This is a genomic window from Pseudomonas sp. TAE6080 (assembly GCF_018732265.1).
Lineage (GTDB): Bacteria > Pseudomonadota > Gammaproteobacteria > Pseudomonadales > Pseudomonadaceae > Aquipseudomonas > Aquipseudomonas brenneri.
This window is the reverse complement of sequence record NZ_JAHIDY010000016.1, coordinates 90866-107092: the sequence shown is the minus strand read 5'-3', so window position 1 is coordinate 107092 and position 16227 is coordinate 90866. Positions and strand designations below refer to the sequence as shown.

The window sequence follows — 16227 nt, the reverse complement described above, 5'->3', positions numbered from 1 at the left end:
AGCTTGCTCGCGAAAAACCTGAGAGCGCCGTGGGAATTCAGGCTTCCCGCGTTATCGTTGACGTTTTTCGCGAGCAAGCTCGCTCCTACAGGGGGGCCACCTATCTACAAAATTGTTTCAAAAGTTGACGAGATTCCATTCCTCGATCATATTGATAGTTAGCAAACTAACTGTATGCGAACTATCCCGTGTCCCAATCCCTCGAACACCTTCACATGAGCCTCAGCAGCAGCATGGTGGCTGGCGCCCGCCACTGGCGCAAAATCTGCCAGAGCACCCTGGTGAGCTACGGTATTTCCGAAGCCTGCGCAGTGCCTTTACTGATGATCGGCCGTCTCGGCGACGGTGTGCATCAAGTCAAGGTGGCCCAGGCCTCGGGGATGGAAAGCCCGTCCCTGGTGCGCCTGCTCGACCAACTGTGCAGCAGTGGTTATGTGTGCCGCACCGAAGATATCCACGACCGCCGCGCCAAGGCCTTGAGCCTCACCGCGCGCGGTCGTGAGCTGGTGCAAGCGGTGGAAGCACAACTGGTGCGCCTGCGCCGTGAAGTGCTGGCCGATATTGCGCCTGCCGATATGGAAGCCGCGCTGCGTGTGCTGCGCGCCTTTGAGGCGGCGACACTTTGAACGGATTTTTCAGCGGTTTCCCGCCCGCCCGCGACTGGTTCTACGGTGTGCGTACCTTCGCCGCCTCGATGATCGCGTTGTACATCGCCATGCTCATGCAGATGCCGCGTCCGTATTGGGCGATGGCCACGGTGTATATCGTCTCCAGCCCGTTTGTCGGCCCCACCAGTTCCAAGGCGTTGTACCGCGCCATCGGCACCTTGATGGGCGCGGCGGCAGCGGTGTTTTTTGTGCCGATGTTTGTGCAGTCGCCCTACATTCTGGTGGTGGTGATCGCATTGTGGACGGGCACTTTGCTGTTCCTCTCCATGCACCTGCGCACGGCCAATAACTACGCCTTGATGCTGGCCGGCTACACCCTGCCGCTGATCGCCCTGCCGGTAGTGGATAACCCCCTGGCGGTGTGGGATGTGGCCGAGGCGCGGACCGAAGAAATTTTCCTCGGCATCGCAGTGGCCGCCGTGGTGGGCGCGATGTTCTGGCCGCGCCGCCTGATGCCGGTGTTCGATGGCTCGGTGGCCAAGTGGTTTGCCGATGCCCAGGTCTACAGCCAGCGCTTTCTGATGCGCAATGTGCAGCCTGAAGAAGTCAGCAACCTGCGCGGCGCTATGGTCGCCACCTTCAACACCCTCGAATTGATGATCGGCCAATTGCCCCACGAAGGCGCACGGCCGCAGACAGTGCGTAACACCAAGGAACTGCGTGGGCGCATGATCCACCTGCTGCCGGTGGTGGATGCACTGGATGATGCGTTGTACGCCATCGAACATCGTGCCCCGCAGTTTCTCGATCGCCTCACGCCGATACTCCAAGCCACCCAGCAATGGCTGGAAGACACCCGACAAAGCGCACCGCCGGAAAGCTGGCGCGCCTTGCGTGACCAGCTAGACGCCCTGCAACCCCAAGGCGAAGCGCTGGACGATCGCCACACCCTGCTGTTTTCCAACGCGTTGTACCGCCTTGGTGAGTGGATCGATTTGTGGCAAGACTGCCGCAGCCTGCAAGCCGCCATCGAGTGCGAAAGCCAGGACACCTGGCGCGCCGTCTACCGTCACTGGCGGCTGGGCCGGCTCACGCCATTTCTTGACCGTGGCCTGATGTTTTACTCGGCGTTCTCCACCGTCACCGCGATCATCGTCGCCTCGGTGCTGTGGATTCTGCTGGGCTGGACCGACGGTGGCAGTGCGGTGATTCTGGCAGCGGTGGCGTGCAGCTTCTTCGCCTCGATGGACGACCCGGCGCCGCAGATTTATCGGTTCTTTTTCTGGACGGCGATGTCGGTGCTGTTCGCCAGCCTCTACCTGTTTCTGGTACTGCCCAACCTGCACGATTTCCCGATGCTGGTGCTGGCGTTCGCCGTACCGTTTATCTGCATCGGCACCCTCACCGTGCAGCCGCGTTTTTACCTGGGCATGTTGCTGACGCTGGTGAACACCTCGTCATTCATCAGTATCCAGGGGGCCTATGACGCGGACTTCCTCAACTTCGCCAACGTCAACCTGGCCGGTCCTGTGGGCCTGCTGTTTGCCTTTGTGTGGACGCTGATCGCCCGGCCCTTTGGCGCCGAACTGGCGGCCAAGCGCCTGACCCGCTTCAGCTGGCGCGACATTGTCGGCCTCACCGAACCTGCGACCCTGGCCGAGCACCGGCACATGGCCGTGCAAATGCTCGACCGCCTGATGCAGCACCTGCCGCGCCTGGCCCTCACCGGCCAGGACACCGGCATTGCCCTGCGTGATTTGCGGGTGGCGCTGAACCTGCTCGACCTGCTGGCCTACTCGCCGCGCATCCTTGGCGTACCACGGGTGTTGCTCAACCAAGTGGTCGAAGGCGTCGGGGCTTACTTCAAGGCCTGCCTTAAAGCCGGTGAGCGCTTGCCCGCGCCCAGCGGCCTGCTGATGACCCTCGATCGCACCCGCCGCGCGCTCAACGGCCAGGGCCTGCAAGGCGAGGACGATACCCGCCTGCACCTGTTGCACGCCTTGGCCGGCCTGCGCCTGGCGCTGTTGCCTGGGGTTGAATTCATTGGCGGCGCCGAGATGCAAGCGCCGCTGCCTGATGGAGCACCTCTATGATCGGTGACCTGGACATCAGCGGGGTGTTCCTGCCCACGCTGCTGGTGCTGATGGGCATTACGTATGGCTTTTACCTGGTGGTGCACGGGCTGTTGACCCGCGTCCACTTCTATCGCCTGGTCTGGCACCGGGCATTGTTCAATGTGGCTCTCTACGCGCTGTTGCTGGGCGCTGTGGACTCACTCAGTCGATACCTGATGACATGAAAAAACCTTTTTTGACGATTGGCCGTGTGGTCCTGACGCTGTTGGTAGTGACCTTTGCCTGCGTCGTGGTCTGGCGCATGGTGATGTACTACATGTTTGCCCCCTGGACCCGCGACGGGCATATCCGTGCCGATATCGTGCAGATCGCCCCGGACGTGTCCGGGCTGATTCAGCAAGTGGACGTGCGCGACAACCAGTTGGTGACCCGTGGCCAAGTGTTGTTTGCCGTCGACCAGGACCGCTTCAAGCTCGCCTTGCGCCAGGCCCAGGCCGCTGTGGCCGACCGCCAGGAAACCCTGGCCCAGGCCCAACGCGAAGCCAAGCGCAACCGTGGCCTGGGCAACCTGGTAGCCAGCGAGCAACTGGAAGAAAGCCAGTCCCGCGTGGCCCGCGCCCAGTCGGCCCTGGCCGAAGCGCAGGTGACGGTGGACAGCGCCCAGCTCAACCTTGACCGCTCGGTGATCCGCAGCCCGGTGGACGGCTACGTCAACGACCGCGCGCCCCGGGCCCAGGAGTTTGTCACCGCCGGGCGCCCGGTGCTGTCGGTGGTGGACAGCAATTCCTTCCATATCGACGGCTATTTTGAAGAGACCAAGCTGGACGGCATTCATGTCGGCCAGAGCGTGGATATCCGCGTGGTCGGTGATAACGCGCGCTTGCGCGGCCATGTGCAGAGCATCGTCGCCGGGATCGAAGACCGCGACCGCACCAGCGGCGCCAACCTGCTGCCCAACGTCAACCCGGCGTTCAGTTGGGTGCGCCTGGCCCAGCGGATCCCGGTGCGCATTGCCTTTGACGATGTGCCGGCGGACTTCCGCATGATTGCCGGGCGCACCGCCACCGTGTCGATCATCGCGGACCAGCCCAAACCCGGAGACCAGCCATGAAGCGACTGCTGGCGACCGCCGGGCTGGGGTTGTTGCTGTCCGCCTGCCAGGTGGCCGGCCCGGACTATCACCTGCCGGACGAAGCCGCCGTGAACCGTGGCGACCTGCAAGGCCAACTGGCCGGACAGGGCAACAACGTTGTGTCGGCCCCGGTGCCCGCCGACTGGTGGAAGTTGTACCAGGACCCGCGCCTGGATGAGCTGGTGCGCCAGGCCATGGCCTCCAACACCGACTTGCGCGTGGCGGCGGCCAACCTGCAACGGGCGCGTTTCCAGGTACAGGAAGCGCAATCGGCGGGCGGTTGGAGCGGTGGCGTCAAGCTTGGCGCCCAACGTTTGCAGGAGTCCGGCGAAGCCTTTTTGCTGGCGGACAAGGTACCGGTGGCCAATGTCGGTGATATCGGCATCACCACTTCTTATCAGTTCGACCTGTTCGGCACCTTGCAGCGCGGCATCGAAGGCGCCCAGGCCAATGCCGATGCGACCCAGGCCGCCGTCGATACCGCGCGCATCACTCTGGTGGCGGACGTGGTGCGCTCCTACACCCAGGTCTGCGCAGCCAACGAAGAGCTGGAAATTGCCCGCCATTCCCTCGACCTGCAAGCCCAAGGCACGCGCCTGACCCAGCGCCTGCGTGACGCTGGGCGCGGTGATGAAACCCAAGTCACCCGTTCGCAAACCCAGTTCAAGTCGCTGCGTGCCGAACTGCCACGCTTTGAGGCCGCGCGCCAGGCCGGGTTGTTCCGCCTGTCGATGCTGCTGGCCAAGCCCGTGGACCAACTGCCCGCCGGCACCCGTGAGTGCGCCGAGCTGCCGCATATTGCCCAATTGCTGCCGGTGGGCGATGGTGCGGCCCTGCTCAAGCGCCGGCCGGATGTACGCCAGGCCGAGCGCCGGCTGGCGGCCTCGACGGCGGGCATCGGCGTCGCCACCGGCGAGCTGTACCCGGACATCAGCATCGGTGCCTCCATCGGCACCGTCGGCATTATCGACAACCTTGGCAAACCGGCCACCAACCGTTGGGGCTTCGGCCCGCTGTTGAGCTGGACGGTGCCGTCCAACGGCTCACGCGCACGCATCCATGAAGCCGAAGCCGCGGCCCAGGGCGCCTTGGCGCATTTTGACGGGGTGGTGCTCAACGCTATCCGCGAGACCCAGACCGGCCTGGCGCAATACACCGCGCAACTGCAGCGCCGCGATGCCCTGGCCGAGGCCGAGCAGTCGGCGCAACAGGCCGCCGACCAGACGCACCGCTTTTTCCAGGCGGGGCGTGAGTCGTTCCTCGCCGACTTGCAAGCCACCCGCACCTACACCGACATGCGCGCCCAACTGGCGCAGGCCAACACCCAGGTGGCGATGAGCCAGATCGACTTGTTCCTGGCCCTGGGTGGCGGCTGGGAAAGCGGACGAACGCACGGTGCAGAACCCGGCAAACCCTGAGGCGATTGCTATGCTTTGATCAGACGGGCTTTCGTGATGGCCCGCTGATCACTGCCTGCGTTGTTCATGGGGATTCCAATAATGAAAAACCCTTATGCTCCCGCTTTCTGGTGCGTGCTTTTCGCCCTGGTGTTGTTATCGGCGACGTACTTCTATGGCGTCATGCTGGCCCATCAACTCGACAAGGCCATGGTGTTCCTCGACAGCGCCTGTGCGCTGATCGCCGCGTTATCCGTGGGCGTGGTGGCCTGGGCGTCCTACCAGAGCCAGCGCACCCAGAAAAAACTCCTCGACCAAGGCAAGACACGGGTGGCGATCTGGGATACCAAGGTCGCCCTGCGCCGGGTCGAGACTGTGTTCGACCGCTATTTCTGGGGCAGCTACTGGCAACCTGGGCGCACGTTCCAGGAAGTCATGGGCGAGCTGACCGGCACACCGCTGGAAAAAAGCCTCGAAGCCTTGAAAAAACAATGCGTGGTACTCGACCGGCAAGTGGCCGAAGGGCGGCATTGGCTGAACAACGCCCGGGAGCTGTCCGACGTCGCCACCGCCATGGCTCGTGAGCGTTACCAGTTGGACTTCTACGATCCCAAGGCCGACACGCCGGGCAATGCGGTGATCCATCGCGAGTTTGAAGTGCTGGTGTACACCTGGACCGCGCGCCTCAAAAGCTTCGACCACCAACTCGATGAGATCGAAACCGAATACCTGGAGCGCCCGTAGCCGGGTGGTCGGCCAGTCAAGGGCATTGCGCCATGCCCCCCTGCCAGTGCTAACCTTGCCCGGTTTCCGGCGGGCTTGAGCCGACACTCCACTTCGGAGGTCAGGGAAGACAGCCCACATCGCACAGGATTGGATCAGGTCACTTCATGAATAAATCAGCCGTTGTACTCTTGGGTTTTGTTGCCGCCGTCGGCGTGGTCAGTGCCGGTGGTGCCTGGTACACCGGCAGCCAGTTGGAAGGGGTGTTGAAAACCTCGATCGAAGACGCGAACAAGGAAATGGAACGCTCCCTGGCCGGCGTCGATGGCCGCATGACCCTGGAGATGGTCTCCCTGGATCGTGGCTGGTTCAGCAGCACCGGCCACTTCCGCCTCAAGGCGCAAGGCGCGGTGTTCGGTGAGCAGTTCAAAGACAGTGAGTTGTTGTTTGTCGACAATATCGAACACGGCCCGCTGCCGTTTTCGCGCCTGATGAGCCTCAAGTTGTGGCCGGTGCTGGCTTCCAGCCATCTGGCCCTTGAGAAAAACCCGACCACCGAAAAATGGTTCGCTGCCACCAAAGACGTATCGCCTATCAAAGGTGTGGCCAACATCGGCTTCAACCGTTCGGTGAACGGCACGCTGGAACTGCTGCCCCTGGAGTTCAAGGACGCCACCAACAGCGTCAACTTCTCCGGCATGAAGCTCGACTTCTTCAACACTGCCAAAGGCGAAGAGATCAAGGTTGACGGCTATATGGACGCCTTCAAGATCTCCCTGGTCGACCCCAAAGGCGCACCGTTCCAGGCCGAGCTCAATGGCCTGACGCTGGCGAGCAACCTGTCCAAGACCAACTTCGGGTTCTACATCGGCAAGAACACCGTCGGGCTGAGCAACAGCAAGTTCACTTTTGGCCCGCAGCAAGCTGTGCTGAACATCAAGGGCTTCGAGCAGAAAGACAGCAGCGACACCCAAGACAACAACATGCAGGGTCGCGTTGATTACAAAATCACCGAGATCACTTACCAGGGCAAACCCGTGGGTTCGGCAGCCATGGCGATCAGCATGAAAAACATCGACGTGCCGGCGGCGATGGTGCTGACCAAGCTGTATCAGGACAAGATGCAACCGGTGCAGGCCGCTCAAGCGGCTGGGCAGCCGATCCCCGAGCTGCAACTGAGCGAAGCCGAGCAAGCGCTGGCCCAGGCCAACGTCGAACAACTGTTGGCCGCCAAGCCACAAGTGGCCCTGGAAAACTTGTCCCTCAAGACCGCCAATGGCGAAAGCCGCTTCAGCCTGGTGGTGGACATGACCAAACCGACCACCATGGAGCTGCCACCTGTTGAGCTGGGCAAGCAGATCATCACGCTGCTCGATGCCAACCTGACCCTGTCCAAGCCGATGATTGGCGATGTTGCCGCCCTGCAAGCGCAGATCGATGGCGTGACCGACCCGAAAGCCATTGAGCAGCAGTCCCAGATGGCCAGCGAGATGCTCAGCGGCATGGCTGTCGGCACGCAATTGGCGACCCTGGAAGGCAACGACATCCTGGCCAAGCTGCACTACGCCAACAATGAAGTGACCTTCAACGGCCAGAAAATGACCGTCGAGCAGTTCATCGGCGGCGTACTGGGCAAGCTGGGTGCGGTCAGCGGCGCGCAATAAGCCCACCAACCCCTGTAGGAACACGGTTTGTGTAGGAGCTGGCTTGCCTGCGATGGCATCACCTCTGTCTTACTGACGCACAGAGGTGATGCCATCGCAGGCAAGCCAGCTCCCACACAAGCCCCACATCTGATCTCCATTGGCTTATAGGACGATTCTGAACAATTGTCCTGATTTGCCCTATTCCATACCCTTCTCAGGGATATTGCGCACAGGAAAGCTTGACCGGGTCATCAGACACCGGCGGCCTGATGCGTGTTGTACAGGCGAACCTATCGCTACAGCTTTCCAAGTAAGGAAGCTGACGACATGCTGCGTAACCTCTCACCCACCGGCCCTGGCCGATTGCGTCTACTGATCGGCGCTGCCTTGCTGCTGCCGACCCTGGCCGTGGCCGATCCTGCCTATGATTCCCTGATTCGCCAGGCCCGCACCGGCAACTACACCCCGGCACTCAACCTGCTGCGCCAATTGCCTGCCGAACGCCAGACCTCCGGCCAGGTCAGCGACCACCTGCTGATCGCCAGTTGGGCGCGCCAGGATGACGAAGTACTCAAGGTCTATGAGACCCAGGGTCGCCAGCGCCAACTGACCACCCAAGCATTGACCACCGTGGCCCGCACCTATCGCAATCAACAGCGCTGGGCGCCTGCCGAGGCTGTGTATCGCCAGGCATTGCTGCGTGAACCGAACAATCCGGACCTGCAACTGGGCCTGGCCCTGACCCTGGCTGACGGCGGCAAGACCCCCGAAGCCGTACAGCGTGCCCGCACTTTGGTAGCGGCCAAGCCCGAGGATGTGGAACGGCGCATGGCGCTGGGCTACGCGTTGTCCCGGGCCGGGCAGACCTTCGACTCATTGTTCGAGTTTGACCAAGCCTTTATCCGCGCAGGCAACCGGCCTGACGTGGTGCGCGAATACCTGATCGCCCTGCAACGTGCACGTATGCCGGAACCGGCCCTGCGCCTGAGTGCGCGCCACCCCGGCCTGCTGGACCCGGTGACCCAGCGCCGCCTGGAAGGTGACCTGGCGGCCGAACGCGTGCGCCTGGCTGAATTCCCTACGCGCAGTGAAAGCGAACGTTTTGTGATCGCCGACCGCGCCCTCAAGGATTACGACCGACTGATCGCCACCTGGGCCCCGGACGCCAGTGCCCATGACGATGTGGTGCGCTGGCGCATCGACCGGATGGGTGCGCTCAAGGCCCGTGCACGTACCGCCGAGGTGATCCACGACTACGAAGCCTTGCAAGCTCAAGGCGTGCAACTGCCCGGCTACGCCCTGCGCTGGGTGGCCGCCGCCTACCTCGATCAACGCCTGCCGGAAAAGGCTGCGCCGCTGTTTCGCCAAGCGGTGGCAGCGCCAGACGCCGACCCCAGCAACCAAGTGGTAGACAGCACCGCTTTGTACTACTCCCTGCTGGAAAACGATCAGACCGGCGAGGCCCGCGCCGTCGCAAACGACCTGGCGAGCACGCAAAAGCCTCGGGTTGAACTCAAGGGGCTGCCCCTCGGCAATCCCAACGACGCGTGGCTGGCCGCCCAGCAACTGGCGGCCCAGGCCGCGACCTACGGCGCCGATCTGCCCACCAGTGAAAAAAGCCTGGAGAACCTGGTGCGCACCTCGCCCGGCAATGTCGGCATGCGTGTGGCCCAGGCGGACATGTTCCGCGCCCGCGCCTGGCCACGGCGTGCCGAGATTGCCCTCAAGGACGCGGAAAACCAGAACCCTCGCCATATCGACCTGGAAGTCTCCCAAGGCTACAACGCGCTGGAGCTGCAGGAGTGGCGCCAGCTTGATGCGCTCGCCGATGACGTGGTCGAACGCGCCCCGGACAATCGCCAGGTCCAACGCCTCCAGCGACTGCGCAAGGTGCATGAGATGGCCGAGCTGCGCATCGAAGCCGAGACCGGTAAAAGTCATGGCGGCGGGGCGGTGTCGGGTAGCCGCGACTGGGGGATTGAAACCCTGCTCTACAGCCCGCCCATCGATGAAGACTGGCGGATATTCGGCGGTATCGGCTACGCCACCGCCGATTTTGAAGAAGGCACTGGCCACCACCGCTGGCAGCGCCTGGGTGTGGAGCGGCGCACCCGCGACATGACCCTGGAGGCCGAAGTCTCCAATCACTCCTACGGCAAAGGCACCAAGCAGGGCGCGCGCCTGGCGATTGCGCGTGACATCAACGACCACTGGCAGTACGGGGGCAGTCTTGACTACCTGGCCGCCAGCACACCGTTGCGTGCGCTCAATGCCAACGTCACGGCCAATGGCGGCAGCGGGTTTATCCGCTGGCGCGCCAACGAGAGCCGTGAGTGGAGACTGGCGCTGAGCCCGTCCCACTTCAGCGACGGCAACGACCGTGTCGAGGCGCTGCTCAGCGGCCGTGAGGGCGTCTACCGCTCGCCGGGCGTGCAAGTGGACCTTGGCCTGGAAGTCGCCGCCAGCCGCAACAGCAAGGAAGAAGCCGCGTATTTCAACCCGCGTTCAGACTTCAGCGTGCTCCCCACGGTGAGCGTCAACCATGTGCTCTATCACCGCTACGAAACCCAGTGGAGTCAGCAGTTCCAGGCCGGTGCGGGCACCTACAGCCAGCGCGATTACTCAACCGGCGCCATTGGTTTGCTCAGTTACGGCCAGCGTTATCGCTGGAACGACGTACTGGAAACCGGCGCCAACCTGAGCTGGATCAACCGACCTTATGACGGTCAGCGCGAAAGCGATGTGCGCCTGCTCGTCGACCTCACTTACCGTTTCTAGAAGAGTCCGATCATGACCCTTGTTTCCCGTTGCCTGCTGGCCCTGGGTTTTTTGCTGAGCAGTGCCTGTGCCCAGTCCCCCGCGCCTTTTACGCCACCTGCTGAACGACTCAAACCGGTCAACGAAGCGCCGTGGCCGAAAAACCATTTCCTGGGCATTGCCTACCACGATGTCAACGACCGTGATCCCGACCAGAGAGTGGTGGCGGTGCGTACCGAACGCCTGATCGAACAGTTGTCCTGGCTGCGCGAGAACGGTTACCAGGCGGTCAGCGTCGACCAGGTCCTCACCGCCCGCGCCGGCGGGCCACCGCTGCCGCCCAAAGCCGTCATGCTTAGTTTCGACGATGGCTATTCGAGCTTCTACACCCGCGTGATGCCAATCCTGCGTGCCTACCAGTGGCCGGCCGTGCTGGCGCCGGTGGGCAGTTGGGTCGACACGCCGTTGAACCAACCGGTGGATTTTGCCGGCGTGCCGCGTGAGCGCGGGGAGTTTTTGACCTGGCAACAAGTGCGCGAAGTGGCGCAATCGGGCCTGGTGGAAATCGCCGCGCATACCGACGCCCTTCACAAAGGTGTGCTGGCCAACCCCCAGGGCAACATGGAGCCGGCTGCGGCTACCCGGCGCTATGACCCGGTCACCCGCAGTTATGAGCCCGAAGCGCAGTTCCAGGCGCGGATGCGCGCCGACGTCGCGGCGATTTCCAATAAGATCCGCGCCGTTACCGGCAAGGCCCCGCGCGTGTGGGTCTGGCCATACGGGGCGGCGGACGGCACCTCCTTGGCGGTGGTGGGCGAGCAGGGTTACCAGATGGCCCTGACCCTGGAGGACGGCCTCGACAACCTCGGCAACTTGATGAGCAGCCCGCGCTTTCTGGTGGACAACGACCCGTACGGCGAGGACTTCGCCAACAGCATGGTCTCGGCGCAGGTCAAAGCGCCGATGCGCGTGCTGCATGTGGACCTGGACCAGGTCTACGACCCGGACAAGGCGCAAGAAGTGCGCAACCTCGACGCATTGGTCCAGCGCGTGCTGGATATGGGCGTCGACACCGTGTTCCTGCAGGCGTTCGCTGATCCCAAGGGCGATGGCCTGGCGCGTTCGCTGTACTTCCCCAACCGCCATCTGCCGATGCGTGCCGACCTGTTCAACCGTGTCAGCTGGCAGTTGCACACCCGTGGCGGCCTGGTCAAAGTCTACGCATGGATGCCGGTGCTCAGCTTTGCCCTGGACCCCAAGCTGCCCCGCGTCAGCCGTTGGGACCCGGCCACCGGCAAGGTGGCCGTCGACCCGAAACAGTACCAGCGGCTGTCGCCGTTCGATCCCAAGGTGCGCAAAATCATCGGTGAGATCTACGAAGACCTCGCCCGTACCAGCGCTATCCACGGCGTATTGTTCCACGACGACGCCGTGCTTTCGGACTTTGAAGACGCCAGCCCCCAAGCCCTGAAAACCTACGCAGCCAACGGCCTGCCGGGCAGCATCCAGGCACTGCGCGCCGACCCTGAAGTGATGCAGCGCTGGACCCGTTTCAAGAGCCGCTACCTGATCGACTTCACCCATGAGCTGACCGCCAAGGTCCGCACCCTGCGCGGGCCGGAAGTGCTCACCGCGCGCAACATCTTCGCCGAACCGATGCTCAACCCGGCCAGCGAAGCCTGGTTTGCACAGAACCTCGACGACTTCCTCCAGCACTACGACTGGACCGCGCCGATGGCGATGCCATTGATGGAAGGTCAGTCGCTGAAAAACTCCAACGCGTGGCTGGAAAAACTCGTGGCCACGGTCAAGGCCCGGCCCGGCGCGATGCAGCGCACGGTCTTCGAGTTGCAGGCCAAGGATTGGCGCACCCCGGCCGCACCGGATCTTTCCGGCGCGCAAATGGCCGAGTGGATGGGCGTGCTCAAGCGCCAGGGCGCCAGCAGTTTTGGCTACTACCCCGACAACTTCCTGGAGAATTCGCCGGATCTGAACACCGTGCGTCCGGCCCTTTCCAACAAATGGAATCCTTGACTCATGTTCGACAGAATCCTAGCTCTTCTCGTTTTGGCATTGGTGTTGGGTGTGCCCCTGGGCCTGATTTTCCTGGTCACCGGGCAGTTCCTGATGGAATTCGTGTTTTTCTACCCGTTGTTCATGTCCGGGCTGTGGATCGCCGGCGGCCTGTACTTCTGGCTGCACTGGGAACGCCACTGGCCATGGGCCGATGACACCCCGGCGCCGGTGCTCAAGGGCGAACCGCTGATCTCGATCCTGATCCCTTGCTACAACGAAGGCGACAACGCCGCCGAGACCATCGGCGCGGCGCTGGCCCAGCAGTACCGCAACATCGAAGTGATCGCGATCAATGACGGCTCCAGCGACAACACCGCTGCCGTACTCGACGCCCTGGCGTTGAATGAGCCGCGCTTGCGCGTGCTGCATCTGGCGCAAAACCAGGGCAAGGCCGTGGCCCTGCGCATGGGCGCCGTGGCGGCCCACAGTGAATACCTGGTGTGCATCGACGGCGACGCCTTGCTCGACCGCAACGCGGCGGCTTACCTGGTGGCGCCGATGCTCGACAACCCACGGCTTGGCGCGGTCACCGGCAACCCACGGATCCGCACGCGCTCGACCTTGATCGGTCGGGTGCAGGTGGGCGAGTTCTCTTCGATCATCGGCTTGATCAAGCGTACCCAGCGGGTGTTTGGGCGGATCTTCACCGTCTCCGGTGTGGTGGTGGCGTTTCGGCGGGCGGCCCTGGACCGGGTCGACTACTGGAGCACCGACATGATCACCGAAGACATCGACGTCAGTTGGAAGCTGCAACTGGACCACTGGAGCATCTTCTACGAGCCGCGTGCGCTGTGCTGGATTCTCATGCCGGAAACCCTCGGCGGCCTGTGGAAACAGCGCCTGCGCTGGGCCCAGGGCGGCGCCGAAGTGCTGTTCAAGAACATCCGTGGGATCTGGCAATGGCGCCACCGCTACCTGTGGCCGCTGCTGTTCGAATACTGCCTGTCCACCGGCTGGGCCTTCACCTTCCTGTTGTCGGTGATCTTCTGGGGCGTGGGCAAAGTCGTGCCGTTGCCCGAGGCGATTGCCGTCGGCTCGCTGATGCCACCGGCCTTCACCGGCTTGCTGCTGGCGGTGGTGTGCCTGGTGCAATTTGCCGTGAGCATCATGATCGACCGGCGCTACGAGCGCGGCCTGTGGAAAACCCTGTTCTGGACCGTCTGGTACCCGCTGGTGTTCTGGTTGGTGAGCCTGTTCACCACCCTGGTCAGCTTCCCCAAAGTCCTGTTCCGCCAACATCAGAAACGCGCGCGCTGGGTCAGCCCGGATCGCGGCATCAAGGCACCTGCCAAGGAAGTGAACCCATGAACCTGATCCGCACCCCACAGCGGCCTGTGATGCAGGCCATCGATATCTTCCTGACCCTGATGGCCTGGGCCGGCCTGGTGCTCCTGCTGGTGCGCGGGTTGGTGCCGATGCTCGATAGCAACGGCGGCCCACGTATCGATGCACCGATCTTCGCCGCGCTGAACACCTTGCAGATCTACCTGTGGATCGCCCTGTTCAATGCGGTGCTGCTGATCAGTTGGGCGCGTTATCAGCAACGGCGCGGCAAGCAGTTTGCCCAACGGCGTGCGGCGACCAAGGCGTTGAGTGATCACGGCTTGAGCGAGAGTTTCCGCCTGGCGGCGGGTGAGCTTGAGCAACTGCGCCGGCCGGGGGTGTTGGTGATTCATAACGATCAGGAGGGCGGGGTGCAGGCGGTGACGTCGCATGATTCCCGTGAGGTGCGGCGGCCAGAGTTGAAACTTGTAGTAGGGCAGGAAAATTAATATTTAGCCGTGGGAAATTTCCTAATTCTTTTAGGGAGTTTCCTATGTAGTTTTTTCAGCAATCCCAAGACAATTCAAATCGAGGGCTGATGCTGGACTGATTGCTCGTAAAAAAGCCCATCAAAAACTGTATCAGTTTTGATACCACTGGTCTGAAAATGGGTTTGAATTTCAAACGAAATTCTTTCCTATTTATAATTTATTGATATTTATTAATAAGTTATATGTTTTTAAGCTAGCAATTAAAGCTCAGCCAAAATATTGGCTCGCAATTCCTTCGATGTTATTTTGCCATCCCTCGCAATTCGATGGAGCGAATATGTCTTTTTTAGTGCCAAGGACTCGGCTGCTGCTGGGCGTCTGCTTGCTGGCGTGCGTTGCTCTGAATAGTGCAACGGCCGCCACGTTTGCTGGCGATCAAGAGCTGATCCGCGAGCGGCAAAATCGCTTGCTGGAAGAACAGCAACGCCGCCTTGAAGAGCTCAAGAGCCTGCCCGGTAAATCGGCTGAGCCGGCGGCTTCTGTTGTGCCAGTGGATACTCGCTGCTTCCCCATCAAGGACATCGAACTCAAGGGCGCCGACAGCCTGTCCGCGGCTGACCGCGAACGCTTGCTCAAGCCTTATATCGACCAATGCCTGGGCGTCTCGCAACTCAACGCCGTGCTCAAGGCGATCACCGATTACTACATCGACAAGGGCATGGTCACCAGCCGTGCCTATCTGCCACAACAGGACCTGTCCACCGGGCACCTGCAAGTGTTGGTGGTGGAAGGCAAGCTCGAAGGCTTGAAAGGCGCGGACAATAGCCAACTGTCGGATCGCGAACTGGCCATGGCCTTTCCTGGCAAAAACGGCGAGCTGCTGAACCTGCGGGAAATCGAGCAGGCCATCGACCAGCTCAACCGTTTGCCGTCCAACCAGGCCCAAATGGAACTGGCGCCCGGCGATGCCGTGGGCGGCAGTTCGGTGCTGGTGAAAAACACTCCGCAAAAGCCTTGGCGCGTCAGCCTGTCGCGCAATAACGACGGGCAGAAAAGCTCTGGTGAACAGCAATGGGGCACTGGTTTTGAATGGGACAGCCCTCTGGGGCTAGCGGATCAGCTGATCCTGCGCGGTGGCCACGACGCCATCAGCGATCATCAGAAAACCTCGAAAAACGCCATGCTGTATTACAACGTGCCGTGGGGCTGGTGGAACTTCAACTACAGCTACAACCAGAGCGATACCCGCTCGCTGATCCAGGGCGACGGGTTTGACTTCAAGCAAACCGGCGACAGCCAGAACCACCAACTGCGGGCCGAGCGGGTGGTGCATCGTGATTCTCTGAGCAAAACCTCACTCAGTGTTGGCTTGGCTCATCTGCGTACCAACAACTACATCGAAGGCAGTCGCCTGGCTGTCAGCAGTCATCGCCTCAGCGAACTGCAATGGGGCATCAACCACGGGCGGCGGGTCGGCAACGCCTTTGTCAACGTCGACCTGGGCATGCAAAGCGGTATCGGCTTGCTCGATGCCCAGGCCCAGGATGAACGTGGCGAATTCGGCAGTCGCCAGCCCAATTCGCGCTACCGCAAATACACCGCCACCGCCAGCTACCTGCAACCGTTCACGTTGTGGGGCGAGTCGTTCAGCTTCACTAGCCTTGCCACCGGCCAACGCAGTGAAGACATGCTGTTCAGCCCGCAGCGCATGAGCCTTGGCGGTTCGTCTTCAGTGCGCGGGTTCAAGGATCAGCAACTGACCGGCGACAGCGGCGGCTACTGGCGCAACGACCTGCGCTGGTCGCGCCCGGTGCTGGTGGACTGGCTGCGCCCGGCCTTCGGCGAATACGGCGTGAGCCTGGGTTACGACCAGGGCGTGATCCGCAACGACCGCTACAACCGCGAAGTACATGGCCGTGTCTCCAGCAACTCCGTGGAGCTGTTCGCCCGCGGCAAGCATGTCAGTACCAGCGTGACCTTTGCCCACTCTTTGGAACGTCCGGCCGCCATGAACGAGCGCGAAGCGCCGGTCTATTTCCGGATGGATTTCTACCTGTAA

At 62.2% G+C, this 16227-nt stretch carries 12 protein-coding genes; all 12 read left to right on the top strand.

Going from position 1 to position 16227, the window contains the following annotated elements; translation table 11 throughout:
- The first annotated feature begins 215 nt into the window (after positions 1-215).
- The 12 genes from KL786_RS14275 to KL786_RS14220 all read left to right on the top strand — a co-directional run bounded on the left by KL786_RS14275 (position 216) and on the right by KL786_RS14220 (position 16227).
- Positions 216-626: a MarR family winged helix-turn-helix transcriptional regulator gene (locus KL786_RS14275; protein ID WP_215518017.1), complete on the top strand. Its 411-nt coding sequence runs from the start codon at positions 216-218 to the stop codon at positions 624-626.
- Positions 623-2701 (top strand): FUSC family protein, encoded by a 2079-nt coding sequence (locus tag KL786_RS14270; protein ID WP_215518016.1) that lies wholly within the window; start codon positions 623-625, stop codon positions 2699-2701. The genes KL786_RS14275 and KL786_RS14270 overlap by 4 nt, the downstream gene beginning before the upstream one ends.
- Entirely contained in the window at positions 2698-2907 is a 210-nt protein-coding gene (locus KL786_RS14265) for a DUF1656 domain-containing protein (protein WP_057438946.1), read from the top strand. Before KL786_RS14270 ends, KL786_RS14265 begins: the two co-directional genes overlap by 4 nt.
- On the top strand, positions 2904-3794 hold the full coding sequence (locus KL786_RS14260; protein ID WP_032856493.1) for an efflux RND transporter periplasmic adaptor subunit: 891 nt from the start codon (positions 2904-2906) through the stop codon (positions 3792-3794). The genes KL786_RS14265 and KL786_RS14260 overlap by 4 nt, the downstream gene beginning before the upstream one ends.
- Entirely contained in the window at positions 3791-5233 is a 1443-nt protein-coding gene (locus KL786_RS14255; RefSeq protein WP_215518015.1) for an efflux transporter outer membrane subunit, read from the top strand. Before KL786_RS14260 ends, KL786_RS14255 begins: the two co-directional genes overlap by 4 nt.
- Positions 5234-5314: 81 nt before the next feature.
- Positions 5315-5956, top strand: coding sequence for a hypothetical protein (locus KL786_RS14250; protein ID WP_032856495.1), 642 nt, complete (start codon positions 5315-5317; stop codon positions 5954-5956).
- 146 nt (positions 5957-6102) lie between these two features.
- Complete coding sequence (locus tag KL786_RS14245; RefSeq protein ID WP_215518014.1) at positions 6103-7599, top strand: YdgA family protein; 1497 nt, start codon at positions 6103-6105, stop codon at positions 7597-7599.
- 309 nt (positions 7600-7908) lie between these two features.
- Complete coding sequence (pgaA, locus tag KL786_RS14240) at positions 7909-10359, top strand: poly-beta-1,6 N-acetyl-D-glucosamine export porin PgaA (RefSeq protein WP_215518013.1); 2451 nt, start codon at positions 7909-7911, stop codon at positions 10357-10359.
- Positions 10360-10371: 12 nt separating this feature from the next.
- The gene (pgaB, locus tag KL786_RS14235) at positions 10372-12372 is read left to right on the top strand and encodes a poly-beta-1,6-N-acetyl-D-glucosamine N-deacetylase PgaB (protein ID WP_215518012.1); all 2001 of its coding nucleotides are present in this window, start codon (positions 10372-10374) and stop codon (positions 12370-12372) included.
- Between the two features lie 3 nt (positions 12373-12375).
- Positions 12376-13722 (top strand): poly-beta-1,6-N-acetyl-D-glucosamine synthase, encoded by a 1347-nt coding sequence (gene pgaC, locus KL786_RS14230; protein ID WP_065943951.1) that lies wholly within the window; start codon positions 12376-12378, stop codon positions 13720-13722.
- Entirely contained in the window at positions 13719-14186 is a 468-nt protein-coding gene (gene pgaD, locus KL786_RS14225; RefSeq protein WP_215518011.1) for a poly-beta-1,6-N-acetyl-D-glucosamine biosynthesis protein PgaD, read from the top strand. The genes pgaC and pgaD overlap by 4 nt, the downstream gene beginning before the upstream one ends.
- Before the next feature lie 319 nt (positions 14187-14505).
- The gene (locus KL786_RS14220) at positions 14506-16227 is read left to right on the top strand and encodes a ShlB/FhaC/HecB family hemolysin secretion/activation protein (RefSeq protein ID WP_215518010.1); all 1722 of its coding nucleotides are present in this window, start codon (positions 14506-14508) and stop codon (positions 16225-16227) included.

Coding starts and splice junctions, on each gene's coding strand:
- KL786_RS14275 (WP_215518017.1), top strand. CDS start 216: ATGAGCCTCAGCAGCAGCATGGTGGCTGGCGCCCGCCACTGGCGCAAA.
- KL786_RS14265 (WP_057438946.1), top strand. CDS start 2,698: ATGATCGGTGACCTGGACATCAGCGGGGTGTTCCTGCCCACGCTGCTG.
- KL786_RS14260 (WP_032856493.1), top strand. CDS start 2,904: ATGAAAAAACCTTTTTTGACGATTGGCCGTGTGGTCCTGACGCTGTTG.
- KL786_RS14255 (WP_215518015.1), top strand. CDS start 3,791: ATGAAGCGACTGCTGGCGACCGCCGGGCTGGGGTTGTTGCTGTCCGCC.
- KL786_RS14250 (WP_032856495.1), top strand. CDS start 5,315: ATGAAAAACCCTTATGCTCCCGCTTTCTGGTGCGTGCTTTTCGCCCTG.
- KL786_RS14245 (WP_215518014.1), top strand. CDS start 6,103: ATGAATAAATCAGCCGTTGTACTCTTGGGTTTTGTTGCCGCCGTCGGC.
- pgaA (WP_215518013.1), top strand. CDS start 7,909: ATGCTGCGTAACCTCTCACCCACCGGCCCTGGCCGATTGCGTCTACTG.
- pgaB (WP_215518012.1), top strand. CDS start 10,372: ATGACCCTTGTTTCCCGTTGCCTGCTGGCCCTGGGTTTTTTGCTGAGC.
- pgaC (WP_065943951.1), top strand. CDS start 12,376: ATGTTCGACAGAATCCTAGCTCTTCTCGTTTTGGCATTGGTGTTGGGT.
- pgaD (WP_215518011.1), top strand. CDS start 13,719: ATGAACCTGATCCGCACCCCACAGCGGCCTGTGATGCAGGCCATCGAT.
- KL786_RS14220 (WP_215518010.1), top strand. CDS start 14,506: ATGTCTTTTTTAGTGCCAAGGACTCGGCTGCTGCTGGGCGTCTGCTTG.